This is a genomic window from Streptococcus sp. 4155, assembly GCF_013276695.1.
Classification (GTDB): Bacteria; Bacillota; Bacilli; order Lactobacillales; family Streptococcaceae; genus Streptococcus; species Streptococcus pseudopneumoniae.
Genome location: NZ_VMLM01000064.1, coordinates 1 through 24071, shown reverse-complemented (window position 1 = coordinate 24071; position 24071 = coordinate 1). Strand labels below are relative to the sequence as shown.

Below are 24071 nucleotides of genomic sequence, written 5' to 3'. Positions count from 1 at the left end.
GGCTTTTGTAGTATAATGGTTTTTCATCTCTGTGCCTTTCTTGTGTTTGTGATTGAACAACAAGTATAACACAGAGGTGTTTTCTTATGCCTAGAAGAGCTTTCATTTGACAAGAGGAACCCTTGAAGCAGTTTTGTCAGCTAAACCAAGGCTAATCTTAGCCTTGGCTTGTCAGCCTAACAGCATCAAGCCTCTTATCAAATGAAATCGAGTGCTAGCTATCAGCTAGTTGAACCATCTAATTTTTAGGAGGGCTGGGTGGCTAACTTCATTATAGAACTTTCACTTGGTTCTCTTTTTCGCAATGTTTTTATAAAAATGATAAAAACTATTGACAAAACAAAAATATAGTTTATAATAAAAACATAGATAATGAAAATATCAAAAACTATAAAAAGGCAATGCGTTTATGAAAAAGAAAACAGCAGTGATATTTGGGACATTTGCTCCGCTTCATCAGGGTCATATCGATCTGATCCAGCGAGCCAAGCGGCAGTGTGACCAGGTCTGGGTTGTCGTTTCAGGCTATGAGGGAGATAGAGGGGAGCAGGTAGGTTTAACGCTTCAAAAAAGATTTCGATATATCCGAGAGGCCTTTGGTGATGACGAGTTGACCTCGGTTTGTAAGTTAGATGAGACCAATCTTCCCCGTTACCCTATGGGTTGGCAGGAGTGGTTGGACAAAATGTTAGCGGAGATTTCTTATGATGAAACCCAACAAGAACTGATCTTCTTTGTGGGAGAAGCAGACTATCAGCAAGAATTATCAAATCGTGGCTTTGAGACTGTCTTGCAAGAAAGAAAGTTTGGTATCTCAGAGACTATGATTCGAGAAAACCCAAGCAAATATTGGAAATATATTGCTCAACCCTTCCGACGTCAGTTTACAAAGAAAGTGTTGATTATGGGAAGTGCTAGCAATGGGAAGACCACTCTGGCCAAGGATTTGGCTAGGTATTACGATGCACCAGTCAGCTTGGAATATGCACGTGAGTACCAGATCAAAAACAATGTCCGCGACGATGAATTGACTCCAAAGGATTACTATTATCTCCTGTTGTGGCAGTATGACCAGACCTCTAAGTTAATTGACAGTAATGCCAATAGGGGACTGGTGATAGCAGACACCAACTCCTTAGTAACCAAGGGCTACTATGATTATTACATGGAGTCAGAGGATCAAGGGGACTTATCGGGAGAGACTTTTGATAATCTCTTTGCCTCGATCTTGGCTAAGGAAAAATGGGACTTGATTTTCTTTGTGCAACCTATTGGCTCCTATGTCAATGACGGATTTAGAGATATGACTATGGCAGAAGACCATATTCGTCATAGTTTTTCCCAGCATTTGGACCAGACGAGAGAGCGATATTTAGCAAACATTCCACTAGTTTATCTAGCTGAGGATTATCTAGGAAATTATGAAGCAGCAAAAGTGGATATTGATGCCATTTACCAAGCAGATTAGGAGAAACATATGAAAAAACTAACTGAAAAAATCACACAATTTATCGAAAACTTTAAAAATGTTCATGCAGAAGCTCGCAAAATCGGTTTTGCAGGAATCATGCACTTGCTCTGGAAAGATCTCTTTGTCGGTCGTAGCCTCTTCCAGTGGTTGTATCTCATCGCCTTGTCAAGTGTTCCCTTTATCTTGGAATTAACTCAAAATATAGATAGTCATGATTGGTTAAGCTTGTTTGCATCTTGGACTGGGATTGTCTGTGTTATCTTGGTAGCAGAAGGTCGTGCAAGCAATTATCTCTTTGGGGCTATTAACTCTGCTATCTATTTGATTTTGGCCATGGATGCGACTTTTTATGGCGAAGTCTTGACGACCGTTTACTTCTTTGTCATGCAGCCGATTGGCCTCTATGCTTGGCTGTCCAACCGTATTAATGACCAAGGAAAAGCAGAAGAATCTCACTTTGAAGCTAAGAAATTATCTATTTTTGATTGGCTCAAGTACTTGGCCTTGACTGCTATCATTTGGATTGGTATGGGCTTGGCTTATCAAAGTATCCATAGTGCTCGCCCTTTCCGTGATAGTGTTACCGATGCGACCAATGGTGTCGGTCAGCTCTTGATGACCCGTCTCTATCGTGAGCAATGGATTTTCTGGATTGCAACCAATCTCTTTAGTATTTATCTCTGGTGGGGTGAAAATATCCACATCCAAGGGATGTACTGGGTTTACACTCTCAATAGTCTAGTAGGTTGGTACCAATGGACCAAGGCAGTTCGTAAGGAGGCATAAAATGACGGACACGATGATTCCAGCAGGGATGGAAAAAGAATATTTTGAAATTCATGCAAGTCAGGAGGAGTTTTTAGATTGGTACTACAAGCAGGAACTCCCTCAATACGAAAAACCAAGTGTGACGGTGGATATGGTAGCCTACTGCTTTGTTGAAGGAAAAATCAAGCTCTTATTAATTCGCCGCAAGGCTCACCCTTATCAAAATTGTTTGGCTCTGGTTGGAGGATTTATGGACAAGGGCGAAGATGCTGCGCATGCCTGTCAGCGTGAGGTGAGAGAAGAAGTCAATCTCGATCTTCCTTTGGAAAAAATCGAGCAATTGATGACCGTATCGACCCCCGGCCGTGACCCACGGGGCTGGACAGTGACCATTGCCCACTTGGTTTATTTGCCTAGTCGTGTATTAGAACTTGTTCAAGCAGGAGACGATGCCAAGGATGTTGTTTTTGTAGATGTCGATTTTCAGACAGGCAAATGCTACCTAGAGGGAGTGGAGTTGGAGGAACAAGCCTTCGCTTTTGACCATTATGCCATTATTCAAGAGTCTATCAAACGAATCCAAGGCCGTCTCGACTGGAATCCGACCTTCCTTTATCTGCTGGAGGAGGAGTTCACTGTCTACGAAGGGACTGAACTGGTCAATCTCATCAACCCCGGTCGTCCAATCGTCAGCAATAACTTTCTCGTAAAATACGGAGAATATGTAGAAGAAGTTGGACTCAAACGAGTGCCTAAAAAGAAACCAAGAAAAACCTATCGATTGAAATAAAAAACGAGGTCGGGATAAAGTTCCTGACCTCTTTGTTTGCCTTTATTAGTTTGCTTTGCTGTTGCGACTGTTTTTAGGGATAGTTATCTTTCTTAGAATTGCTCAACATGTGAGTAAAAAGTCTTTGTATCGATACTTGAGATATTTTTCGTGTAGGAATAACAAAGCTATATAGAAAATCATAAAGACTGTGGTCAGATAGAAGATATCAAACGAAGTTTTGCCATAGTGAGTTGCGGATTTATAGGAACCAATTGCTCCCAAAATCAACCAAGGAAGATACTTGAAATACTTATTTAGTATAAGAGTGCACTTCCTATATTCTATTTCACTGTTATTATATTCCTTTGCAGCTAAATATGTAAGCGATTAAATAAGAGCGATTTAAAAAATTTTAAACAAAATAGGAATTTTTCTCTGTTTTTTCTATTAGATTACGAATAGAAGAGTAGGAGGAGTAAAGGTGTTTAAATTATGTGAGATTTTTAAAATAGTTTAAATAAATTATTGACATATTTAAATCTAAATGTTACAATTCCATTACAAAAAGATTTCTTTATATTTCTAAAATATTACAAAGGAGTAGAAAAATGAAAAAGAAAACCTATATCAAATTGATGGTAGCAACTGTATTGGCTTCTACCTTGCTACTGGGAGCTTGTGGAAATAAAAAGGAAACAACTCAAGCAAGCAGTTCTGCTAAGATAAGCCAGTCATCAAGCTCTAAAGCAGCCTCTTCTAGCAAAGAAAGCAAGACTCAGAAGTCCTCAACTTCAGCTTCATCTGAAAAGGCCAAGGCATCTACTGATCAATCTTCAGCAACTGCAAGGCCATCACAAGTGGCACCTGCACCAGAGCAAAGACAAGGTCAAGAAGTGTCTAATCAACAGGCAGCTAGTCAACAAACTCCTGCTCAGGCTCCTTCAACTCAACAGGCTCCTCAATCCCAGTCTAACCAATCAAGCTATGATCCTACAACTGACCGCAAACTTCAAGACAAACAAGCAGAGCAAAATAAACGCTACAAGGGTGTTTTAACCATGGTAGATGGTGATTTCTCAGCTGCAGCGGGCAATTGGAAGGGAGCAAATGGCGAAACCATCACAGTTTCATCAGGAGGTCAATTCACAGTAGAATCTGCTGATGGAAAGAAAGAAAACTACTCTATCAGAGGCTACTCTTATACTCTTGATGATGGCAAGTATAATGCCAAAATTGGTGGAGGAAAAATCATCCAAATTACAACAGGAGCGGATGGCAAGGTTTCCAGTGTTGCTTTGAGTCAATAATAACCCTTAGTATTTGAATTTTTACAGTCAAAAACCCGTAACCTTTAAGAGAGTTACGGGTTTTGGTCTATTAAGCCTTATCCAATTGCAAGAGGGTTTCAATCTCTGCCAGAGTGCTAGCTTGTGAAATGGCTCCACGGAGTTTAGCTGCACCAGATGTTCCACGGAGGTAGTGAGGAGCGAGGCCACGGAATTCACGAACTGCTACGTTTTCCCCTTTGAGGTTAATCAATCGTTTCAAGTGTTCGTAGGCGATTTTCATCTTGTCTTCAAAGGTCAAATCAGGGAGGATTTCTCCTGTTTCAAAGTAATGGTTGATTTGGTTGAAGAGGTAAGGATTTCCCATGGCAGCGCGGCCAATCATGACTGCGTCAGCACCAACTTCTTCGATGCGTTGCTTGGCTTCTTGGACAGTACGGATATCACCGTTGGCGATGAATGGAATCTTGGTTAGAGCTTGGGCAACCTTGTAAAGGGTCTCAAGGTCTGCGTGGCCAGTATACATTTGTTCACGGGTACGGCCATGCATGGCGAGGGCAGAAACACCTGCAGCCTCAGCAGCGAGGGCATTTTCTACTGCAAGAGATGGGTCCGCCCAGCCGGTACGCATTTTGACAGTAAGTGGGATATCAAGGACAGACTGGACCTTGTTGATGATAGAGTAGATCTTGTCAGGATCCTTGAGCCACATAGCTCCAGCTTCGTTCTTCACGATTTTGTTGACAGGGCAGCCCATGTTGATATCGACGATATCGGTCTTGGTGTTTTCTTGGATAAATTCTGCTGCGCGTGCTAGGCTGTCTTCATCGCTACCAAAAAGTTGGATAGAGACAGGGTTTTCGCCCTCATCGATATGAAGCATGTGCAGGGTTTTTTCGTTGTTGTATTGGATTCCCTTGTCAGAGACCATTTCCATTACAACGAGTCCAGCTCCGAGCTCTTTTGCGATGGTACGAAAGGCTGAGTTGGTCACGCCAGCCATAGGCGCTAAAACGGTACGATTGGGAATCTCAACATTGCCAATCATAAAAGGTGTATTAAGATTTGTCACGAATGAGTTCCTCCAGGTCCTTTTCATCAAAGTTGTAAGTAGTTTGGCAGAATTGACAAGTGATTTCTGCCCCGTGGTCTTCCTCTTTCATTTCCTGTAAGTCTGAGCTTGGAAGGCTGGCAAGAGCGTTCATAAAGCGTTCATGGCTACAGTCACATTGGAAACGGATTTCTTCTTCAGAAAGACGCTTGTAGGCTTCGTCCCCGTAGATAGCCTTGAGGAGGGCTTCGATATGGTCGTCGCTTTCGAGAAGAGTAGAGATAGCTGGCATTTCTTGGATGCGTTTTTCAAAGCGAGCAATCTCTTCTTTCTTGGCTCCTGGCAAGACTTGAACTAGGAAACCACCTGCAATCTTGACCTTGTCTTCCTCGTCCAAAAGGACATTGAGGCCGACCGCTGAAGGCGTTTGTTGGCTTTCAGTAAGGTAAAAGGCAAGGTCTTCACCGATTTCTCCAGAGATGAGGGGAGTTATAGAGTTGTAAGGATTTCCAGTACCGTAGTCTGTGATAACGAGGAATTGACCATTTCCAACAAAAGGTCCGACTAGGACTTCACCAGTCGCAGTCTTTTTGATGTCAACACCAGGATTTTGAACGTAGCCTTTGACGTTCCCCTTGGTATCAGCGACGGTGATAATAGCACCTAGAGAGCTAGATCCCAACACCTTAACTGTAAGTTTGGTATTTCCTTTTTCATTGGCTGCGAGAATCTGGCTGGCGATAAGAGTTCGACCAAGCGCTACAGTTGAGCTAGCTTGGGTTTGATGTTTTTCTTGAGCAGTGCGGACGGTTTCAGTGCTATCAAGGACAAAAGCACGAAAGGCTCCGCTTTCTGATATAGTTTTAATAATTTTATCCATAGCTACTATTTTAGCATAAAAATGCCCAAAGGGGGAGCCGTGTGTTTGCTGATTTTCAGGATAATGGACTAGGAAATCAGCGTGAAAATAAAAAGAGAAACAGATTATTTCAGCATTTGTAAGATTTATGCTATGCTTAAGGTAGAAAATGAAAGGGGTAACAAATGTATTTAGGAGATTTGATGGAGAAAGCCGAGTGTGGTCAATTTTCAATCCTTTCCTTTCTATTACAAGAGTCTCAGACGACCGTCAAGGCTGTAATGGAAGAAACAGGATTTTCAAAAGCAACTCTAACCAAATATGTCACCCTGCTCAATGACAAGGCTTTGGATAGTGGTTTAGAGCTGACTATTCACTTAGAAAATGAAAATCTGCGCCTGTCGATCGGTGCAGCTACCAAGGGGAGAGATATTCGGAGCTTGTTTTTGGAGAATGCTGTTAAATACCAGATTGTGGTCTATCTTCTCTACCACCAACAATTTTTAGCCCATCAGCTGGCTCAAGAATTGATGATTAGCGAGGCTACGCTTGGGCGTCACTTGGCTGGTTTAAATCAGATTTTGTCAGAATTTGATTTATCCATCCAAAATGGACGTTGGCGAGGTCCAGAGCATCAGATTCGCTATTTCTATTTCTGTCTTTTCCGAAAGGTCTGGTCGAGTCAGGAGTGGGAAGGTCACATGCAGAAACCAGCGAGAAAGCAGGAAATTGCTACACTAGAAGAAATCTGCGGTGCAAGTTTGTCTGTGGGTCAGAAATTGGACTGGGTTCTCTGGGCTCATATCAGTCAACAACGTCTTCGGGTCAATGCTTGTCAGTTTCAAGTGATAGAAGAGAAAATGCGAGGGTATTTTGACAATATTTTCTACCTTCGTTTGCATCGAAAGGCTCCGTCCTTTTTTGCTGGGCAACACCTCCCTCTCGGAACTGAGGATGGGGAGATGATGATATTCTTCTCTTTCCTCCTATCCCATCGCATTCTTCCTCTTCATACTATGGAGTATATCCTTGGTTTTGGAGGACAGTTGGCAGGTTTACTGACGCAATTGATTCAAGAAATGAAGAAGGAGGAGTTGCTGGGCGGTTATACAGAGGATCATGTTACCTATGAACTCAGTCAGCTTTGTGCTCAAGTCTATCTATACAAGGGCTATATTTTACAGGATCGCTATAAGTACCAGTTAGAGAATCGTCATCCATATTTACTGATGGAACATGATTTTAAAGAGACAGCAGAGGAGATTTTTCATGCTCTGCCTGCTTTTCAACAGGGGACGGATTTGGATAAGAAAATTCTCTGGGAATGGCTCCAGTTGATAGAATATATGGCTGAAAATGGTGGCCAGCATATGCGAATTGGTTTGGATTTGACATCTGGTTTTCTTGTCTTTTCAAGGATGGCAGCCATTTTGAAACGGTATTTGGAATACAACCGTTTTATTACCATTGAAGCCTATGACCGAACTCGGCATTATGATTTGCTGGTTACCAATAATCCGATTCATAAGAAGGAACAGACCCCAGTTTATTATTTAAAAAACGACTTGGATTTGGAAGATTTGGCAGGGATTCGTCAGTTATTGTTTAGTTAAAGAAGATGGCAAAAAAACTCAATTTTAGGAGAAAAAGAAGTAAAATTTTCTGCAATAAAACGCATATTATCGAGTCTTTTCAACACTTGACAATATGCGTTTGTTTGACTTTAAATTCTTTTTGCTCAGCCTTTTATTTTATATTTTTAGACAAAATTGCTAGAATTACCTCGTTATCATTTGTGTTATCTACTTTAATAAGACCTGTATCAATTCTACTAAATAATGAATTAATAATGATTAGTCTTTCCTCTTTATCAATATTTGTACCAGCATAAGTCAAAGATTGATAAAATCTAGTTAAAGCTGCTTTCTGTTTGTATTCGGTGGCTAAATGATGATTTGACATTACGATTTTTACCAGTATTCTAATTATATAGATAAAGAAATAACAGAAATAAATACGAATGATTCTGAAAGAAAAGGAATTTCTTTGATGATATCTAAAGAATAATTATGTATAACTGTAATTAATTTTGTCGAAGTAAAAATTAAAGCTAGTACAGTTACAATAAGGATGATAGTCCAATTTCTAGCCTGCTTTATATATTCTGTAGCACGTTTATTCCAGAGTTGTTCGGGTGCCTCCAATGATAGTTTATTCTTATAAGTCTCCTCTAAATGTTCAAGTTTATCTTTCTTTTCCTTTTGCCAACGATTTATTGAGCTTTGAAACTCTTTTAATTCTATGGCCTTATCATCAAATTGTTGTTGAATATCATTGTATCTGTTTTCGATAAAAGAGGTAATTTCTTTATATTGTTCATTAGAATTATCAGAAATTTCTTGTAACTTACTGGTTAATGGATATATAATATTTTTTTCAAAGTCGAATATATTTTCCCTAATATTAGAGAACTGTTTTCTAAGTAAATACAGAGCCGGATAGAATTGGTATGGATAAGAGCTTGAAAAATAATTGCCTATAGAACTTATATTCTTAGAGAGATAGATGTAACTTCTTATCGCTTCTGTAAGATTGTCTGTTGTTTGCTCTATATAGAATGAAACAAAACTCTTTATTTTTCGAATTTCTAAATCTTTATCAATAGGTGAATCAATTGATAGTATGTAAACAAGCTTCCCTTGCTCAGTAGTTTCACGACTACTTGACAAGTTATAATAAAGATAGTTATTTATAGTATCCGTATTTAAGTCGTCAATCTCAGAAAGAAATTTCCTTATGCCATTTATCTTATTATTCATGATTTGCCAATTTGAATAATAATTAGATGGTGCTTTTTCTGAAACAATCTTCCAATAGTCAAAATTAGTTTTTATTACTTTTTCAATTTGATCAAAAGTAAACATCGCTTCACGTTCGTTGAAGTTTATAGTATTGTTACTGTTAATTGTAAATCGAAATAAAATTTTATCATCCAAAAAATTAGATATTTGTTTGCTCGTAAAACTCATCATACTACCAGCCTATTTAGTCGTTTGAAACTTCTTATTTTTAATTAATATCCTAAAATAAGTGCTCTTACCATTTATTGATAAATCTTTTCCGTCATCTCCTTTTCGGAATCCAACAATTTCAAATTGATTTGGATTAAACTTATGAAGAAAAGTTATTGGAACTCCCATAACTCCTCGATAATCATAAGGAATATCTACTGTTTTATTGATATTGATACCGTTGTAATTATCGTAGGTTAAATATTGGTCTTCATTATTTTTATACTTTTTGGTAAGAATAATGTCCTCGTGCCTTTTGAAATTATCTAAATTTGTTAGCCATAAACAGTTATTAGGGGAAACAATTCTTTCACCACGTTCATTTATAGTGGTTTCTGTCCCATAGAGTTCATAGTGGTCTGGAACGATAAATCCAGAAATACCACGTCCCATATTTATCCCCATCCAAACTTTATTGTTTTCTATGAGTTTAAAAGTTTCTTTGTAAGTAATAGCATTAATATTGCCAATGATTAAAAATTGTTTATCATATTGAACAACTTGTGCAAGGAAGTCTCTGAAAAGTGAAAATGGTGGATTTGTTACCACTATATCTGCTTCTTTTAATAGTTTCATACTTTCCTCACTGCGGAAATCACCGTCACCTTTAAAAAATGTCACGTCATTTAGACTGGGAATAATGACCTCTTCTTTTTTCCCAGTGTATTCATAGTAAAAGCCATTTGAAATTTCTGAATTTAAGCTAAATAAATCAAATTGTTGTTCGATATAACAGGATGCAATCAGCTTTTTCAAACCAAGTTCATTAAAATTTTGAGCAAAATATCTATAAAAATTGCTAGTTCTGGGGTCATCACAATTGCAAAATATAATTTTGTTTTTGAAATGTACCTTGTAATGATGTAACTCCCTATCTATATCTTGTAGTTGAGTATAGAACTCATCATTTTTATTTTTTTTTGCCTTTCTTAAAAAATCATTTTCGTTTTTTCTCATTATCTTATTCCATACTCCTTGTTAATTGGTTAAAAATATCGCTTCCCAAAACTTTAAGAGACGTCTTAGCAACATCTAACATTATATTAAACATTTCCTGAGGATTCCAGTGACTTCCATCACCAGTTGTATAGATAGAGGTTGCTTGAAGCATTATTGATTTGTCTTTATTTTTTATAAATTTATTTTTGCACAAATTAGTATTGATTGGCATGCCGTAATTGGCAGCAGTTAGTCTGTCTAAGCGGTTTAGTATTCCTGAGTCATGTTCAAGTATAACAGACCGTCCGTCTGGCCGTATTACAGAGATAGTTTGCGTTAAAAAATTAGAACCTTCTAGAAAAATAATATAAGGGAAGTGTTCCTCGGATAGCATAAAATTTGCTATTTCAGCAATATTTTTATGTGAGCGTTCAATAGCATTTCCGGCAGCCATTAAATCTTGGTCGTTGTTTTTTCCTACTAGTTTACCTGATTTAATATTTTCAATATCTTTTCCTTGATGTTTAGCTTCTGTTACTAGAACTACACGCCAACTGCCTGAATCATCTTTTACCTCAATGATACCGCCGTCAGGAATAATACTTGCATTCTGTGTAAATAAAGTTTTTCCTAAATCTTTATCCAGCTTACTAAGATAATGATTAATCTCCTTTTTACTAACTGATTTTCTAAATCTAAACTCTAACATCGGATATAATTCCTCTAGTTTCGATTTTACTAGATGAGAGATAGTGCCTACGGCAATATCATGAGATTTTGCATCTTCTCCGAATATACCTACTACTCCTCTTGAATCTTTATGTTGGTTAGTTAGACGATTAGATTGATTCTTTTTAGCCATAAAATTCTCCCCTTTTTTATATTTTGAGGTGTTTTTAGTTATTAACAATATTATATCACACTATGAATGGGTATTAAATAATTGCATTATGTAAACTTTTCATATCGTAAATCTTAGCAAAAATACTCTTATTAGCTACTTCTTCATTAAAATAGGTTATTAAATCTAACTTTTGAGGCCTTTTTTGTGAAATTCACACAATCTACTCACATTTTTTAAAAAATTAAAAAAAGTTGATGAACAAGAAAGCGCTTTATTTTGTATACTAGTAAGTGTAAAGAGGAAACACCTCAAGATCTTTATCAGGAGGACAGCACATGTCACAAGAAAAATACATCATGGCCATTGACCAGGGAACTACAAGTTCTCGTGCCATCATTTTCAACAAAAAAGGGGAAAAGGTTAGCTCGAGTCAAAAGGAATTTACGCAGATTTTCCCTCAGGCAGGTTGGGTAGAGCACAATGCCAATGAAATTTGGAATTCCGTCCAGTCTGTTATTGCTGGAGCTTTCATCGAAAGTGGTGTGAAACCAAGTCAGATTGAGGCAATCGGGATTACCAACCAACGTGAAACAACGGTCGTTTGGGATAAGAAAACAGGACTTCCTATCTACAATGCTATCGTTTGGCAATCACGTCAGACAGCTCCTCTGGCTGAACAGCTGAAAAGCCAAGGTTATGTGGAAAAATTCCATGAAAAGACTGGTTTGATCATCGATGCTTACTTCTCTGCTACTAAGGTTCGTTGGATTTTGGATCATGTAGAGGGCGCTCAAGAGCGAGCAGAAAAAGGGGAATTGCTCTTTGGTACTATCGATACTTGGTTGGTTTGGAAATTGACTGACGGTGCGACTCACGTGACTGACTACTCAAATGCAGCTCGTACCATGCTTTATAACATTAAGGAACTCAAATGGGATGATGAGATTTTGGAAATTCTCAACATTCCGAAGGCTATGCTGCCAGAAGTTCGTTCTAACTCTGAAATCTACGGTAAGACAGCGCCATTCCATTTCTACGGTGGACAAGTGCCAATTTTTGGTATGGCTGGGGACCAACAAGCAGCCCTCTTTGGACAGTTGGCCTTTGAACCTGGTATGGTCAAGAATACTTATGGAACAGGATCTTTCATCATCATGAATACTGGTGAAGAAATGCAGTTGTCTGAAAACAACCTCTTGACAACCATTGGTTACGGAATCAACGGTAAGGTTTATTATGCCTTGGAAGGTTCTATCTTCATCGCAGGAAGTGCTATTCAGTGGCTTCGTGATGGTCTTCGCATGGTTGAAAATTCACCAGAATCTGAAAAATATGCTCGTGATTCTCACAATGATGATGAAGTTTATGTCGTTCCAGCCTTTACAGGACTAGGAGCACCATACTGGAACCAAAATGCTCGCGGTTCTGTCTTTGGTTTGACTCGTGGAACAAGCAAAGAAGACTTTATCAAGGCAACTCTTCAATCAATTGCTTATCAAGTACGTGATATTATTGACACAATGCAGGTGGATGCTCAAACAGCTATTCAAGTATTGAAAGTGGATGGAGGTGCAGCCATGAATAACTTCCTCATGCAGTTCCAAGCTGATATTTTAGGCATTGACATTGCACGCGCTAAAAACTTGGAAACAACAGCTCTAGGAGCAGCCTTCCTAGCAGGTTTGTCAGTAGGTTACTGGAAAAACTTGGATGAGTTGAAACTTTTGAACGAGACAGGAGAACTCTTTGAACCATCGATGAACGAATCGCGCAAGGAACAACTCTACAAGGGCTGGAAGAAGGCTGTGAAAGCAACGCAAGTCTTTGCGGAAGTAGACGACTAATACTGGCAGAATAAAGCGATTTATTTAGAAGGTGTGTAAATATGGAATTTTCAAAGAAAACACGTGAATGGTCAATTAAAAAAATGCAGGAACGCACCCTGGATCTCTTGATTATCGGTGGAGGAATCACAGGGGCTGGTGTAGCCTTGCAGGCGGCAGCTAGCGGTCTTGAGACCGGTTTGATTGAAATGCAGGACTTCGCAGAAGGAACATCCAGCCGTTCAACAAAATTGGTTCACGGCGGTCTTCGCTACCTCAAACAATTCGACGTAGAAGTAGTATCAGATACGGTTTCAGAACGTGCAGTAGTACAACAAATTGCTCCACACATTCCAAAACCAGACCCAATGCTCTTACCAGTTTACGATGAAGATGGAGCGACCTTTAGCCTCTTCCGTCTTAAAGTAGCCATGGACTTGTACGATCTCTTGGCAGGTGTCAACAATACACCAGCTGCTAACAAGGTTTTGAGTAAGAATCAAGTCTTGGAACGCCAGCCAAACTTGAAGAAAGAAGGCTTGGTAGGAGGTGGAGTGTATCTTGACTTCCGTAACAACGATGCGCGTCTCGTGATTGAAAACATCAAACGTGCCAACCAAGACGGTGCCCTCATTGCCAACCACGTGAAGGCAGAAGGCTTCCTCTTTGACGAAAGTGGCAAGATTACAGGTGTTGTAGCTCGTGATCTCTTGACAGACCAAGTATTTGAAATCAAGGCCCGTCTGGTTATTAATACAACAGGTCCTTGGAGTGATAAAGTACGTAATTTGTCTAATAAGGGAACGCAATTCTCACAAATGCGCCCAACTAAGGGAGTTCACTTGGTAGTGGATTCAAGCAAAATCAAGGTTTCACAGCCAGTTTACTTTGACACAGGTTTGGGTGACGGTCGTATGGTCTTTGTTCTCCCACGTGAAAACAAGACCTACTTTGGTACAACTGATACAGACTATACAGGTGATTTGGAGCATCCAAAAGTAACTCAAGAAGATGTAGATTACCTACTTGGTATTGTCAACAACCGCTTCCCAGAAGCGAATATTACAGTTGCTGACATTGAAAGTAGCTGGGCAGGTCTTCGTCCATTGATTGCAGGGAACAGTGCCTCTGACTATAATGGTGGAAATAACGGTACCATCAGTGATGAAAGCTTTGACAACTTGATTGCGACTGTTGAATCTTATCTCTCCAAAGAAAAAACACGTGAAGATGTTGAGTCTGCTGTCAGCAAGCTTGAAAGTAGCACATCTGAGAAACATTTGGATCCATCTGCAGTTTCTCGTGGGTCTAGCTTGGACCGTGATGATAATGGTCTCTTGACTCTTGCTGGTGGTAAAATCACAGACTACCGTAAGATGGCTGAAGGAGCTATGGAGCGCGTGGTTGATATCCTCAAAGCAGAATTTGACCGTAGCTTTAAACTCATCAACTCGAAGACTTACCCTGTTTCAGGTGGAGAATTGAATCCAGCAAATGTGGACTCAGAAATCGAAGCCTTTGCGCAACTTGGAGTTTCACGTGGCTTGGATAGCAAGGAAGCTCACTATCTAGCAAATCTTTACGGTTCAAATGCACCGAAAGTCTTTGCACTTGCTCATAGTTTGGAACAAGCGCCAGGTCTTAGCCTGGCAGACACCTTGTCCCTTCACTATGCAATGCGCAATGAGTTGGTTCTGAGTCCAGTTGACTTCCTTCTTCGTCGTACTAACCATATGCTCTTTATGCGTGATAGCTTGGATAGTATCGTTGAGCCAGTTTTGGATGAAATGGGACGATTCTATGACTGGACAGAAGAAGAAAAAGCAGCTTACCGTGTTGATGTCGAAGTAGCTCTTGCTAACAACGATTTAGCAGAATTAAAAAATTAAGAAAAAATAAAAGAGGCGGAGGGCAGGGCTCCTAGTCTACCCCTCCTTCTTTTTAATGGAGACAGAAAGATGATGAATGAATTATTTGGAGAATTTTTAGGGACTTTAATCCTGATTCTTCTAGGAAATGGTGTTGTTGCAGGTGTGGTTCTTCCAAAAACTAAGAGCAACAGTTCAGGTTGGATTGTGATTACTATGGGTTGGGGGATTGCAGTTGCGGTTGCTGTCTTTGTATCTGGCAAGCTCAGTCCAGCTCATTTAAACCCAGCTGTGACAATTGGTGTAGCTTTAAAAGGTGACTTGCCTTGGGCTTCCGTTTTGCCTTATATCTTAGCCCAGTTCGCAGGGGCTATGCTCGGTCAGATTTTGGTTTGGTTGCAATTCAAACCTCACTATGAGGCAGAAGAAAATGCAGGAAATATCCTGGCAACCTTCAGTACTGGACCAGCCATCAAAGATACTGTATCAAACTTGATTAGTGAAATCCTAGGAACTTTTGTATTGGTATTAACAATCTTTGCTTTGGGACTTTATGACCTTCAAGCAGGAATCGGAACCTTCGCAGTGGGTACCTTGATTGTCGGTATCGGTCTATCACTAGGTGGGACAACAGGTTATGCCTTGAACCCTGCACGTGACCTTGGACCTCGTATCATGCATAGCATCTTGCCAATTTCAAACAAGGGAGACGGAGATTGGTCTTACGCTTGGATTCCTGTTGTGGGACCTGTTATCGGTGCAGCATTGGCTGTTCTTGTATTTTCCCTTTTCTAGTTTATACTCTTCGAAAATCTCTTCAAACCACGTCAGCGTCGCCTTACCGTACTCAAGTACAGCTTGCGGCTAGCTTCCTAGTTTGCTCTTTGATTTTCATTGAGTATTAGAAAACAATTATTTTGATAGAGCTTGAGATGGAAATCTCAGGCCTTTTTCTTTTGAAATATACATAGAAAAACCGCATAATCCTTAAAATAAGCTGAAATCTATTGAAAACATACGGTAAACAATTGAAAAATACTATATAAAGTGGTACAATGGTAGAAAAATACTATAGTAAGAGTCTATCTTATTTTACAAAAATTACAGAAATGAATGGTTTTTCTTGATGAAACAGAGAAAAGAATTGTACCTCTTTCTTGGTCGGACAGCCTTGTATTTTCTTATCTTTCTAGGGCTGCTTTACTTCTTTAGCTATCTTGGTCAGGGTCAAGGAAGCTTTATCTATAATGAATTTTAACTTGAAGGAGAATCCCTATTGTGTCACATAAACCAATAGTAGATATGATTGAAACCATTGAGCATTTTGCTCAGACACAGCCTAGCTATCCTGTTTACAATGTTTTGGGGCAGGAACACACTTATGGAGATTTAAAGGCTAATTCGGATAGTTTAGCTACAGCCATTGACCAACTAGGCTTGCCTGAGAAGTCTCCTGTGGTTGTTTTTGGTGGCCGAGAATATGAAATGTTGGCAACCTTTGTAGCGCTGACTAAGTCAGGTCATGCTTACATTCCCATTGACAGTCATTCGGCCTTGGAGCGAGTTTCGGCTATTTTAGAAGTAGCAGAGCCAAGCTTGATTATTGCCATTTCAGACTTTCCATTGGAGCAGGTTTCTACACCGATGATGAATCTAGCTCAGGTTCAAGAAGCCTTTGCTCAAGGGACTAGCTATGAGATCACGCATCCAGTCAAGGGCGATGATAACTACTACATTATCTTTACTTCTGGTACGACTGGTAAGCCTAAGGGAGTGCAGATTTCCCATGATAACCTCCTCAGCTTTACCAACTGGATGATTACGGATAAGGAATTTGCGACGCCAAGTAGTCCGCAAATGCTGGCTCAGCCACCTTATTCTTTTGACCTGTCTGTCATGTACTGGGCGCCGACCTTGGCACTGGGTGGTACGCTTTTCGCTCTTCCTTCAGTCATCACTCAGGACTTTAAGCAACTCTTTGCGACTATCTTTTCATTGCCGATTGCTATCTGGACATCAACCCCTTCTTTTGCAGATATGGCCATGTTGTCTGAAGACTTTAATAGTGAGAAAATGCCTGGCATCACGCATTTCTACTTTGATGGCGAAGAATTGACGGTTAAAACAGCTCAAAAACTGCGCGAGCGTTTCCCAAATGCCCGTATTATCAATGCCTACGGTCCAACAGAAGCGACAGTGGCCCTGTCAGCAGTTGCCGTGACAGACGAGATGCTAGCGACTCTCAAACGCCTACCAATCGGCTATACCAAGGCTGATTCTCCAACCTTTATCATTGACGAGGAAGGAAATAAACTGCCAAATGGCGAACAGGGAGAAATCATTGTTTCTGGACCAGCCGTTTCAAAAGGTTATATGAACAATCCTGAAAAAACAGCGGAAGCCTTCTTTGAGTTTGAAGGTCTGCCAGCCTATCATACTGGAGATGTAGGAACCATGACAGATGAGGGCTTGCTTCTTTACGGCGGACGCATGGACTTCCAGATTAAGTTCAACGGTTACCGCATTGAGTTAGAAGATGTCTCTCAAAACCTCAACAAGTCTCGCTTTATCGAGTCTGCTGTCGCAGTACCGCGCTATAATAAGGACCACAAGGTGCAAAATCTATTGGCTTATGTCATCTTAAAAGATGGTGTGCGTGAGCAGTTTGAGCGTGATATCGATATTACCAAGGCCATCAAGGAAGATTTGACAGACATCATGATGTCCTACATGATGCCGTCTAAATTCCTTTATCAAGACAGTTTGCCACTGACTCCAAATGGAAAGATTGACATTAAAGGATTGATTAACGAGGTGAATAAGAGATGATGGAGTTCTTTCAACAGCTTCCTCATTTAGAGCCATACGGCAATCCTCAGTATTTTGTCTATGTGATTGCTGCAACCTTGCCCATCTTTATCGGCCTCTTTTTCAAGAAACGCTTTGCCTGGTATGAAGTGCTGGTTAGCCTCTTCTTTATCGTCACCATGTTGGTAGGTGGGAAGACCAATCAACTAGCTGCCTTGGGTATTTATCTGTGCTGGGAAATATTGCTCGTACTCTTCTACAAGCATTATCGAAAAAGTAAGGATGGCCAGTGGGTCTTCTACTTAGTTAGTTTTCTGTCCCTACTTCCGATTATCTTTGTCAAGGTGCAACCAGCTATCAATGGAACGCAGTCTTTGCTTGGATTTTTGGGAATTTCTTACCTGACCTTTCGTTCGGTTGGGATTATCATCGAGCTGAGAGATGGAGTGATTAAGGATTTTACCCTCTGGGAATTCCTCCGTTTCCTTCTCTTCATGCCGACTTTTTCAAGTGGCCCAATCGATCGCTTTAAGCGGTTTAATGAAAATTATCAGACCATTCCTGAGCGAGATGAGTTGATGGATATGCTGGATGAATCTGTTCGCTATATCATGTGGGGATTTTTGTATAAGTTTATCCTAGCTCATGTTTTAGGAGAGACCTTGTTGCCTCCTTTGAAGAATTTAGCCTTGCAGTCAGGTGGCTTCTTTAACCTCTATGCCTTGGCAGTTATGTATACCTTTGGTCTGGAACTTTTCTTTGACTTTGCAGGTTATTCTATGTTTGCCTTAGCCATCTCAAATTTAATGGGAATCCGTAGCCCTATCAACTTTAACAAGCCCTTTTTATCAAGGGATTTGAAGGAGTTTTGGAATCGCTGGCATATGAGTCTGTCTTTCTGGTTCCGTGACTTTGTCTTTATGCGAATGGTCATGGTATTGACCAGAAAGAAGGTCTTTAAAAATCGCAATGTAACCTCAAGTGTAGCCTACGTTGTCAATATGCTAATCATGGGATTTTGGCATGGAGTGACTTGGTACTACATCGCCTATGGACTCTTTCATGGATTAGGCTTGGTCATCAATGACGCTTGGATTCGCAAGAAAAAAACGCTCAATAAGGAGCGGAAAAAAGCAGGGAAGCCTGCTCTACCTGAGAATCGCTGGATTCAGTTGCTTGGCATGGTTGTCACCTTCCATGTCGTCATGCTGTCATTCTTGATCTTTTCTGGATTCTTGAATGATCTATGGTTTAAAAAATAAAAGGAAATAAAATATGGATATCAAATCAGAAGTTATCGAAATTATTGATGAGTTGTTTATGGAAGATGTTTCTGACATGATGGATGAAGATCTTTTTGATGCAGGTGTCTTGGATAGTATGGGAACGGTTGAATTGATTGTGGAGATTGAGAACCGTTTTGACATTCGTGTCCCTGTAACAGAGTTTGGTCGCGACGACTGGAATACAGCTAATAAAATCATAGCTGGTATTGTGGAGCTACAAAATGCTTAAACGCTTATGGATGATCTTCGGACCGGTCTTGATAGCTGGTTTGTTGGTTTTTCTGCTCATTTTCTTTTATCCTACTGAGATGCGTCATAATCTAGGAGCTGAAAAGCGTTCAGCAGTGGCTACTACTATCGATAGTTTTAAGGAGCGAAGTCAAAAAGTCAGAGCACTATCTGATCCAAATACACGTTTTGTTCCCTTCTTTGGCTCTAGTGAATGGCTTCGTTTTGACGGTGCTCATCCTGCGGTATTAGCTGAGAAATACAATCGCTCCTACCGTCCTTATCTTTTAGGACAGAGGGGAGCTGCATCGCTTAACCAGTATTTTGGAATGCAACAGATGTTGCCACAACTGGAGAATAAACAAGTTGTGTATGTTATCTCACCTCAGTGGTTCAGTAAAAATGGCTATGAGCCAGCAGCCTTCCAGCAGTATTTTAATGGAGACCAGTTGACCAGTTTTCTGGAACATCAATCTGGAGATCAGGCTAGCCAATATGCGGCGACTCGCTTACTACAGCAGTTTCCCAACGTAGCTATGAAGGATTTGGTTCAGAAGTTGGCAAGCAAAGAAGAATTGTCGACGGCAGACAATGAGACGATTGAATTATTGGCTCGGTTTAATGAACGCCAGGCTTCCTTTTTTGGACAGTTTTCAGTTAGAGGCTATGTTAATTATGGTAAGCATGTAGTTAAGTATTTAAAGACCTTGCCAGACCAGTTTTCTTATCAAGCAATAGAAGATGTTGTCAAATCAGATGCAGAAAAGAATACTTCCAATAATGATCTGGGAATGGAGAATGATTTCTATAATAAGCAGATTAAGAAGGATTTGAAGAAATTAAAGGATTCTCAGAAAAACTTCACCTATCTCAAGTCGCCAGAGTATAATGACCTGCAGTTAGTTTTAACCCAGTTTTCTAAATCCAAGGTAAACCCGATTTTTATCATTCCACCTGTTAATAAAAAATGGATGGATTATGCTGGTCTACGAGAGGATATGTACCAACAAACGGTGCAGAAGATTCGCTACCAGTTAGAGAGTCAAGGTTTTACCAATATAGCAGATTTTTCTAAGGATGGCGGGGATCCTTTCTTTATGAAGGATACCATCCACCTTGGTTGGTTGGGTTGGTTGGCTTTTGACAAGGCAGTTGATCCTTTCCTATCCAATCCCACACCAGCTCCGACTTACCATCTGAATGAGCGCTTTTTCAGCAAAGACTGGGCGACATACGATGGAGATGTCAAAGAATTTCAATAGATCATAATATAGAAGAGTTCAAGAATGAAGCTGATTTTTACGTTTTTTCTTGACTCTTTTTTTGCTTGTGATATAATTAACTGGTAAACAAAATTCAACAGAATAGTATTTTTCTCTTAAAAAAGAGAAGTTCAAAAGGAAAGGAGTCAGATATGAGACAGCTAGCGAAGGATATCGATGGCTTTTTGAATGAGGTGATTTTACAGGCGGAAAACCAACATGAAATCCTAATAGGTCATTGTACTAGCGAGGTGGCCCTGACCAATACCCAGGAGCATATCCTCATGCTCTTGTCGGAGGAATCTTTAACAAATTCAGAATTGGCCCGTCGCCTCAATGTCAGTCAGGCAGCAGTTACCAAGGCCATTAAGTCTTTGGTCAAGGAAGGGATGTTGGAAACATCTAAAGATCCTAAGGATGCGCGTGTGATTTTTTATCAGTTGACTGATTTGGCTCGTCCAATCGCTGAGGAGCACCATCATCACCATGAGCATACACTTTTAACCTATGAACAAGTGGCGACTCAGTTTACTCCAAATGAACAAAAAGTTATTCAGCGGTTTTTGACTGCTTTAGTAGGAGAAATCAAATAATGAGATATATTACGGTAGAGGATTTGTCCTTCTATTATGATAAGGAGCCTGTTCTTGAACATATCAATTATAGTGTTGATAGTGGGGAATTTGTTACCTTGACAGGGGAAAATGGAGCGGCTAAAACGACACTCATTAAGGCCAGTCTTGGAATTCTTCAACCACGCATTGGAAAGGTGACCATTTCAAAGACAAATACGCAGGGTAAGAAATTGAGAATAGCCTACCTTCCCCAGCAGATTGCCAGTTTTAATGCTGGTTTTCCAAGTACAGTTTATGAGTTTGTCAAGTCGGGTCGCTATCCACGAAAGGGTTGGTTCCGTCGTTTGAATGCTCATGATGAGGAGCATATCAAGGCTAGTTTGGACTCAGTTGGTATGTGGGAACACCGAGACAAACGCTTGGGGTCTCTATCTGGAGGACAAAAGCAGCGAGCGGTGATTGCGCGTATGTTTGCTTCTGACCCAGATGTGTTTATCCTAGATGAGCCGACAACGGGGATGGATGCAGGAAGTAAAAATGAATTTTACGAACTCATGCACCACAGCGCCCATCATCATGGCAAGGCTGTTTTGATGATTACCCATGATCCTGAAGAAGTTAAGGACTATGCGGACCGCAATATTCATCTAGTCCGTAACCAAGACTCGCCATGGCGTTGTTTCAACGTTCATGAGAATGATCAGGAGGTGGGTCATGCTTAGTTTATTATCTTATGACTTTATGCAGCGTGCCTTTCTGGCGGTTATTGCCATGAGTCTCTTCTCGCCAGTATTAGGAACCTTTCTTATCTTGCGCCGTCAGAGTTTGATGAGTGATACCCTCAGCCACGTCTCGCTTTCGGGTGTAGCTTTTGGTCTGGTCCTAGGGATTTCTCCGACTATTTCAACTATTGCTATTGTCTTGATTGCGGCGGTCTTTCTGGAGTATCTCCGTACGGTTTACAAGAGTTTTATGGAAATCGGGACAGCAATCCTCATGTCAACGGGTCTGGCTGTTTCTCTGATTGTCATGAGCAAGGGGAAAAGCTCGAGTTCTATGAGTTTGGACCAGTATCTTTTTGGTTCGATTGTGACTATCAGCGAAGAGCAGGTCGTTTCCCTCTTTGTCATTGCGGCGGTTGTTTTGATTTTGACCTTCCTCTTCCTTCGTCCTATGTATATCCTGACCTTTGATGAGGATACGGCCTTTGTGGATGGCTTGCCAGTTCGTACCATGTCTATTCTTTTTAACATGGTGACAGGGGTGGCCATTGCTCTTATGATTCCTGCAGCAGGAGCTCTTCTGGTATCGACCATTATGGTCTTGCCAGCTAGTATTGCCCTGCGTCTGGGGAAAAACTTTAAATCGGTTATGCTGTTAGCCAGTGCTATTGGATTTTTGGGAATGGTAGCAGGACTTTACATTTCCTACTATGCAGAAACACCTGCAAGTGCAAGTATTACCATTATTTTTGTAACTGTTTTCTTACTAATTAGTTTAGTAAGACGTTTTATCAAATAGGAGACTAAGATGAAAAAAATTAGCTTATTGCTAGCCAGTTTATGTGCCTTGTTTTTAGTGGCTTGTTCCAATCAAAAACAGGCAGATGGCAAACTCAATATCGTGACAACCTTTTACCCTGTCTATGAATTTACCAAGCAAGTCGCAGGAGATACTGCTAATGTAGAACTCCTCATCGGTGCTGGTACAGAACCCCATGAATACGAACCGTCTGCCAAGGCAGTTGCCAAAATCCAAGATGCAGATACCTTCGTTTATGAAAATGAAAACATGGAAACTTGGGTTCCTAAATTGCTAGATACTTTGGATAAGAAAAAAGTGAAAACCATCAAGGCGACAGGCGATATGTTGCTTTTGCCAGGTGGTGAGGAAGAAGAGGGAGACCATGACCATGGAGAAGAAGGCCATCACCATGAGTTTGACCCCCATGTTTGGTTATCACCAGTCCGTGCCATTAAACTAGTAGAGCACATCCGTGATAGCTTGTCAGCAGATTATCCTGATAAAAAAGAGACCTTTGAAAAGAACGCAGCTGCCTATATCAAAAAATTGCAAGCCTTGGATAAGGCTTATGCAGAAGGCTTGTCTCAAGCCAAACAAAAGAGCTTTGTGACTCAACACGCAGCCTTTAACTACCTTGCCTTGGACTATGGGCTCAAACAAGTCGCAATCTCAGGACTTTCTCCAGATGCAGAGCCATCAGCTGCTCGCTTGGCAGAATTGACAGAGTATGTCAAGAAAAATAAAATCGCCTATATCTATTTTGAAGAAAATGCCTCACAAGCCCTTGCTAACACACTTTCAAAAGAAGCAGGTGTCAAAACTGATGTCCTCAATCCTTTAGAAAGTCTGACAGAAGAGGACACCAAGGCTGGAGAAAACTACATTTCCGTGATGGAGAAAAACCTCAAGGCTTTGAAACAAACAACAGACCAAGAAGGCCCAGCAATCGAACCTGAAAAGGCAGAGGATACCAAGACAGTCCAAAATGGTTACTTCGAGGATGCAGACGTCAAGGACCGCACCTTGAGTGACTATGTAGGTAACTGGCAATCAGTTTATCCTTTCCTTGAAGATGGCACGTTTGACCAAGTCTTTGACTACAAGGCTAAGTTGACTGGTAAGATGACCCAGGCTGAGTACAAGGCCTACTATACAAAAGGCTATCAGACAGATGTCACTAAGATTAACATTACTGATAATACTATGGAATTTGTTCAAGGTGGACAAAGCAAGAAATACACCTACAAGTATGTCGGTAAGAAAATCTTGACTTACAAGAAAGGCAATCGTGGCGTGCGCTTCCTCTTTGAAGCGACAGATGCTGACGCTGGACAGTTCAAGTATGTTCAGTTTAGTGACCACAATATCGCCCCAGTTAAGGCAGAACATTTCCATATATTCTTTGGAGGTACAAGCCAAGAAGCCCTCTTTGAAGAAATGGATAACTGGCCAACCTACTACCCAGATAACCTATCTGGTCAAGAAATCGCCCAAGAAATGTTGGCGCATTAATGAGAAACCGACTAGTTCATAGGAGCTAGTCGGTTTTTGGGGTACTAGATGGTAATACTCTTCGAAAATCTCTTCAAGTCGCGTCAACGTCGCCTTGCCGTATAGATGTTACTGACTTCGTCAG

At 40.5% G+C, this 24071-nt stretch carries 21 protein-coding genes and 2 pseudogenes; 17 read left to right on the top strand and 6 right to left on the bottom strand.

Going from position 1 to position 24071, the window contains the following annotated elements; translation table 11 throughout:
• Nucleotides 1-409 precede the first annotated feature (409 nt).
• Genes HT715_RS08220 through HT715_RS08210 form a run of 3 tightly spaced genes read left to right on the top strand, consistent with a single transcriptional unit; the run spans nucleotide 410 to nucleotide 3029 of the window.
• Nucleotides 410-1468, top strand: coding sequence for an AAA family ATPase (locus HT715_RS08220; protein ID WP_138706420.1), 1059 nt, complete (start codon nucleotides 410-412; stop codon nucleotides 1466-1468).
• A gap of 9 nt (nucleotides 1469-1477) precedes the next feature.
• On the top strand, nucleotides 1478-2257 hold the full coding sequence (gene pnuC / locus HT715_RS08215; RefSeq protein WP_138706419.1) for a nicotinamide riboside transporter PnuC: 780 nt from the start codon (nucleotides 1478-1480) through the stop codon (nucleotides 2255-2257).
• Nucleotide 2258: 1 nt separating this feature from the next.
• Nucleotides 2259-3029 carry an NUDIX hydrolase gene (locus tag HT715_RS08210; RefSeq protein ID WP_023936782.1) on the top strand — a complete coding sequence of 257 codons (771 nt, stop codon included), beginning with the start codon at nucleotides 2259-2261 and terminating at the stop codon, nucleotides 3027-3029.
• Nucleotides 3030-3102: 73 nt separating this feature from the next.
• On the opposite strand, the pseudogene HT715_RS11985 reads toward HT715_RS08210, so the two are convergent.
• Nucleotides 3103-3332: pseudogene (locus HT715_RS11985) on the bottom strand (hypothetical protein).
• Nucleotides 3333-3619: 287 nt separating this feature from the next.
• Here HT715_RS11985 and HT715_RS08205 point away from each other — a divergent pair.
• Nucleotides 3620-4318: a hypothetical protein gene (locus tag HT715_RS08205; protein ID WP_023936780.1), complete on the top strand. Its 699-nt coding sequence runs from the start codon at nucleotides 3620-3622 to the stop codon at nucleotides 4316-4318.
• 70 nt (nucleotides 4319-4388) lie between these two features.
• On the opposite strand, the gene dusB is transcribed toward HT715_RS08205, so the two are convergent.
• Complete coding sequence (gene dusB, locus HT715_RS08200; RefSeq protein WP_171043148.1) at nucleotides 4389-5369, bottom strand: tRNA dihydrouridine synthase DusB; 981 nt, start codon at nucleotides 5367-5369, stop codon at nucleotides 4389-4391.
• Nucleotides 5356-6228, bottom strand: coding sequence for an Hsp33 family molecular chaperone HslO (gene hslO / locus HT715_RS08195; protein WP_000357844.1), 873 nt, complete (start codon nucleotides 6226-6228; stop codon nucleotides 5356-5358). Before hslO ends, dusB begins: the two co-directional genes overlap by 14 nt.
• A gap of 164 nt (nucleotides 6229-6392) precedes the next feature.
• Here hslO and HT715_RS08190 point away from each other — a divergent pair, with 164 nt between their 5' ends.
• Entirely contained in the window at nucleotides 6393-7820 is a 1428-nt protein-coding gene (locus HT715_RS08190) for a helix-turn-helix domain-containing protein (protein ID WP_138707249.1), read from the top strand.
• Nucleotides 7821-7953: 133 nt separating this feature from the next.
• Here the strand turns inward: HT715_RS08190 and HT715_RS08185 are convergent.
• The 3 genes and pseudogenes from HT715_RS08185 to HT715_RS08175 form a co-directional block, all read right to left on the bottom strand.
• Nucleotides 7954-9026, bottom strand: a pseudogene (locus HT715_RS08185) (DUF6161 domain-containing protein).
• 222 nt (nucleotides 9027-9248) lie between these two features.
• Nucleotides 9249-10235, bottom strand: coding sequence for an adenine-specific methyltransferase EcoRI family protein (locus HT715_RS08180; RefSeq protein WP_023936772.1), 987 nt, complete (start codon nucleotides 10233-10235; stop codon nucleotides 9249-9251).
• A 4-nt stretch (nucleotides 10236-10239) separates the two neighbouring features.
• On the bottom strand, nucleotides 10240-11079 hold the full coding sequence (locus HT715_RS08175; RefSeq protein ID WP_023934038.1) for an EcoRI family type II restriction endonuclease: 840 nt from the start codon (nucleotides 11077-11079) through the stop codon (nucleotides 10240-10242).
• Between the two features lie 317 nt (nucleotides 11080-11396).
• On the opposite strand from HT715_RS08175, the gene glpK reads away from it, so the two are divergent.
• From glpK to adcA, 12 genes are all read left to right on the top strand, one after another.
• Nucleotides 11397-12905 (top strand): glycerol kinase GlpK, encoded by a 1509-nt coding sequence (gene glpK / locus HT715_RS08170; protein ID WP_172922900.1) that lies wholly within the window; start codon nucleotides 11397-11399, stop codon nucleotides 12903-12905.
• Between the two features lie 41 nt (nucleotides 12906-12946).
• Complete coding sequence (gene glpO / locus HT715_RS08165) at nucleotides 12947-14773, top strand: type 1 glycerol-3-phosphate oxidase (protein ID WP_023939034.1); 1827 nt, start codon at nucleotides 12947-12949, stop codon at nucleotides 14771-14773.
• A 69-nt stretch (nucleotides 14774-14842) separates the two neighbouring features.
• The gene (locus HT715_RS08160; protein WP_004255366.1) at nucleotides 14843-15547 is read left to right on the top strand and encodes an MIP/aquaporin family protein; all 705 of its coding nucleotides are present in this window, start codon (nucleotides 14843-14845) and stop codon (nucleotides 15545-15547) included.
• Nucleotides 15548-15878: 331 nt separating this feature from the next.
• Nucleotides 15879-16010: a teichoic acid D-Ala incorporation-associated protein DltX gene (locus HT715_RS08155; protein ID WP_000813667.1), complete on the top strand. Its 132-nt coding sequence runs from the start codon at nucleotides 15879-15881 to the stop codon at nucleotides 16008-16010.
• A 20-nt stretch (nucleotides 16011-16030) separates the two neighbouring features.
• Nucleotides 16031-17581 carry a D-alanine--poly(phosphoribitol) ligase subunit DltA gene (gene dltA, locus HT715_RS08150; protein ID WP_138707178.1) on the top strand — a complete coding sequence of 517 codons (1551 nt, stop codon included), beginning with the start codon at nucleotides 16031-16033 and terminating at the stop codon, nucleotides 17579-17581.
• The gene (gene dltB / locus HT715_RS08145; RefSeq protein WP_050278967.1) at nucleotides 17578-18822 is read left to right on the top strand and encodes a D-alanyl-lipoteichoic acid biosynthesis protein DltB; all 1245 of its coding nucleotides are present in this window, start codon (nucleotides 17578-17580) and stop codon (nucleotides 18820-18822) included. The genes dltA and dltB overlap by 4 nt, the downstream gene beginning before the upstream one ends.
• Before the next feature lie 13 nt (nucleotides 18823-18835).
• Complete coding sequence (dltC, locus tag HT715_RS08140; protein ID WP_000351967.1) at nucleotides 18836-19075, top strand: D-alanine--poly(phosphoribitol) ligase subunit DltC; 240 nt, start codon at nucleotides 18836-18838, stop codon at nucleotides 19073-19075.
• Nucleotides 19068-20336, top strand: coding sequence for a D-alanyl-lipoteichoic acid biosynthesis protein DltD (gene dltD, locus HT715_RS08135; protein WP_050208102.1), 1269 nt, complete (start codon nucleotides 19068-19070; stop codon nucleotides 20334-20336). The genes dltC and dltD overlap by 8 nt, the downstream gene beginning before the upstream one ends.
• Nucleotides 20337-20488: 152 nt before the next feature.
• Nucleotides 20489-20929 (top strand): zinc-dependent transcriptional regulator AdcR, encoded by a 441-nt coding sequence (gene adcR / locus HT715_RS08130; RefSeq protein ID WP_001249314.1) that lies wholly within the window; start codon nucleotides 20489-20491, stop codon nucleotides 20927-20929.
• Nucleotides 20929-21633, top strand: coding sequence for a metal ABC transporter ATP-binding protein (locus HT715_RS08125; protein WP_001269496.1), 705 nt, complete (start codon nucleotides 20929-20931; stop codon nucleotides 21631-21633). Before adcR ends, HT715_RS08125 begins: the two co-directional genes overlap by 1 nt.
• Complete coding sequence (locus HT715_RS08120; protein ID WP_000950032.1) at nucleotides 21626-22432, top strand: metal ABC transporter permease; 807 nt, start codon at nucleotides 21626-21628, stop codon at nucleotides 22430-22432. Before HT715_RS08125 ends, HT715_RS08120 begins: the two co-directional genes overlap by 8 nt.
• Nucleotides 22433-22441: 9 nt before the next feature.
• The gene (adcA, locus tag HT715_RS08115; protein WP_138707179.1) at nucleotides 22442-23947 is read left to right on the top strand and encodes a zinc ABC transporter substrate-binding lipoprotein AdcA; all 1506 of its coding nucleotides are present in this window, start codon (nucleotides 22442-22444) and stop codon (nucleotides 23945-23947) included.
• The last annotated feature ends 124 nt before the right edge of the window (nucleotides 23948-24071 follow it).

What these genes read in the sequence shown, in the direction of transcription:
- HT715_RS08220 (WP_138706420.1), top strand. Translation starts at nt 410, where the DNA reads ATGAAAAAGAAAACAGCAGTGATATTTGGGACATTTGCTCCGCTTCAT.
- pnuC (WP_138706419.1), top strand. Translation starts at nt 1,478, where the DNA reads ATGAAAAAACTAACTGAAAAAATCACACAATTTATCGAAAACTTTAAA.
- HT715_RS08210 (WP_023936782.1), top strand. Translation starts at nt 2,259, where the DNA reads ATGACGGACACGATGATTCCAGCAGGGATGGAAAAAGAATATTTTGAA.
- HT715_RS08205 (WP_023936780.1), top strand. Translation starts at nt 3,620, where the DNA reads ATGAAAAAGAAAACCTATATCAAATTGATGGTAGCAACTGTATTGGCT.
- hslO (WP_000357844.1), bottom strand. Translation starts at nt 6,228, where the DNA reads ATGGATAAAATTATTAAAACTATATCAGAAAGCGGAGCCTTTCGTGCT.
- HT715_RS08190 (WP_138707249.1), top strand. Translation starts at nt 6,393, where the DNA reads ATGTATTTAGGAGATTTGATGGAGAAAGCCGAGTGTGGTCAATTTTCA.
- HT715_RS08180 (WP_023936772.1), bottom strand. Translation starts at nt 10,235, where the DNA reads ATGAGAAAAAACGAAAATGATTTTTTAAGAAAGGCAAAAAAAAATAAA.
- HT715_RS08175 (WP_023934038.1), bottom strand. Translation starts at nt 11,079, where the DNA reads ATGGCTAAAAAGAATCAATCTAATCGTCTAACTAACCAACATAAAGAT.
- glpK (WP_172922900.1), top strand. Translation starts at nt 11,397, where the DNA reads ATGTCACAAGAAAAATACATCATGGCCATTGACCAGGGAACTACAAGT.
- glpO (WP_023939034.1), top strand. Translation starts at nt 12,947, where the DNA reads ATGGAATTTTCAAAGAAAACACGTGAATGGTCAATTAAAAAAATGCAG.
- HT715_RS08160 (WP_004255366.1), top strand. Translation starts at nt 14,843, where the DNA reads ATGATGAATGAATTATTTGGAGAATTTTTAGGGACTTTAATCCTGATT.
- HT715_RS08155 (WP_000813667.1), top strand. Translation starts at nt 15,879, where the DNA reads ATGAAACAGAGAAAAGAATTGTACCTCTTTCTTGGTCGGACAGCCTTG.
- dltB (WP_050278967.1), top strand. Translation starts at nt 17,578, where the DNA reads ATGATGGAGTTCTTTCAACAGCTTCCTCATTTAGAGCCATACGGCAAT.
- dltC (WP_000351967.1), top strand. Translation starts at nt 18,836, where the DNA reads ATGGATATCAAATCAGAAGTTATCGAAATTATTGATGAGTTGTTTATG.
- dltD (WP_050208102.1), top strand. Translation starts at nt 19,068, where the DNA reads ATGCTTAAACGCTTATGGATGATCTTCGGACCGGTCTTGATAGCTGGT.
- adcR (WP_001249314.1), top strand. Translation starts at nt 20,489, where the DNA reads ATGAGACAGCTAGCGAAGGATATCGATGGCTTTTTGAATGAGGTGATT.
- HT715_RS08125 (WP_001269496.1), top strand. Translation starts at nt 20,929, where the DNA reads ATGAGATATATTACGGTAGAGGATTTGTCCTTCTATTATGATAAGGAG.
- HT715_RS08120 (WP_000950032.1), top strand. Translation starts at nt 21,626, where the DNA reads ATGCTTAGTTTATTATCTTATGACTTTATGCAGCGTGCCTTTCTGGCG.
- adcA (WP_138707179.1), top strand. Translation starts at nt 22,442, where the DNA reads ATGAAAAAAATTAGCTTATTGCTAGCCAGTTTATGTGCCTTGTTTTTA.